The sequence below is a fragment of the Devosia sp. genome (genome assembly GCF_041917035.1).
Classification (GTDB): domain Bacteria; phylum Pseudomonadota; class Alphaproteobacteria; order Rhizobiales; family Devosiaceae; genus Devosia_A.
Genome location: NZ_JAYRYM010000449.1, coordinates 1 through 1,573 on the forward strand (window position 1 = coordinate 1; position 1,573 = coordinate 1,573).

Annotated in this window: 2 protein-coding genes; both read right to left on the reverse strand. The window is 66.9% G+C overall.

Annotated elements, in window-relative coordinates; genetic code table 11:
* Positions 1-871 (reverse strand): DNA polymerase Y family protein (locus ACE3TU_RS22185; protein ID WP_374628021.1); only part of this gene is annotated, 871 nt, incomplete at its 3' end.
* The coding region (locus ACE3TU_RS22190; protein WP_374628022.1) for an ImuA family protein at positions 765-1,573 on the reverse strand (809 nt) is incomplete at its 5' end. The genes ACE3TU_RS22190 and ACE3TU_RS22185, both read right to left, overlap by 107 nt.

The following is a 1,573-nucleotide window of genomic DNA, read 5'->3' on the forward strand; positions in this document are numbered from 1 at the left end:
CCCCCAGCTTGTTGCCGAGCTGGATGCTGAGGTCGCGAGTCGTCATCAGAACGTCGTCGAGATAGCCGATCGGCTCTGCAAAACGCCGTTCGGCATAGTACTCGGGGATCGGCAGTCGCGGCGTGACACGTTCCTCGATATGTCCGAGAGCCTGGTCGAGCCGAAGCAGCAGAGACTGTCCGAAACGGGCCTGCAGCGCCTTTCGGTCCCGCCCATAGAGCTGGCCGACCTGCTTGAGCCCCATCTGGATGAGTCCAAGGACCTGCGCCTCTGTCAGCCGCAGAGCTGCCACCGGCAGGGATGCCATAACATCCGATAGGGAACCGCTGTCGGCGATCCGGTCCGGAGAAAAATGTGCCAGCGCCCAGGCGGCACCGACGCTATCGGCAATTGCCCCGCTAACGCTGAAGCCGAGTTCTCGCAGCCGGCAGAGCAGGCGTTCGAGGAGCTTCTCCTCGCCGCCGGACAGATGGGCGACGCCGGTGATGTCGAGGATCAGGTCGCCCCAGGGCGACACATCGTCATGAACGGCGACGATGGGGCTGGCATTGCTGTGCCAGTCGGCGAAATCGGCGAACACCTGGGCGGTGAACTCCTCGTCGAGTTCGCGCACCTCTAGTCCGGGGAGCAAAGCCCGTGCATCGGAGAGGCTCTGGCCGATTCCGAGGCCGGCACGGCTCGCGACGAGGTCCAGTGCGACAAGGCGCATGGCCCCCTTCTCGCGACGCCAGAGGGCGAGCGGCCGGTTCCGATCGACAGAGGGATCAGCTCGCCTCAGACAGTCGGTCGCCCAGCGCGGCAGGCTGAGGGCGAGATGGCGCCGTCCGCCACCGATGGGGAGCGGCAGGTTGCCGGCGATCTTGTGCTGCAACAAAGCCATGTCCAGTCCAGTCCAGAATCAGGGTCGTGTCGTCAGGTGCCGGCCTGCCGCCACCGAGACGGCGCTTTTCGATGTCGACGAGGAAGCGCGGCTTCCCGGGGGCGGATTGATCGTAGGGATCGGCCTGGCTCGGTGCCGGTCGCACCCGCCAGCGCAACTGCGCCGCACTGGCTTCCCGCTCACGGCCATACCGCAGCAGCAGTGCCGAGGTGCCGGCCGCGGCAGCCCGCAGGCTCAGCCGGCGCGAAGCTGTGAAATCCAACCCCCTGTTGCCGGCGGCGAGATCGGCGATCACCGCGGCAACCGACCGACACGCGATAGCCTCCTCTATGGCCCAGAACAGCTGCGCAGGGTTTGCGGCTCTGCCGATCACCAGTTGCCCGGGGTCGATGCCGTAGCTCGCCAGGCCATGGGCATAGGGCATGCCGACTTCCTGCACCTCCGAGACGAGTTCGAGATAGAGGATGGCCGTGCGCCCACCGACCAGATGGCTTCGCGCCATCCCGAGCGCAAAGCCGAGAGCTGCGCCCGCAGCGCGCTGTTCATCGGCGAACACCTCGTGCAGGAGGCCTGCCGGCGGGGCAAGCAGTGCCAGCCCGTCCCCTGCCCCATCTCCGGAGTGCGTCGAGGCGAGGGCCGGTCGATTCTCGAGCGCGGCAATCCTGAGGCGAAGGGTTTCGAGCTCGGCGGTGT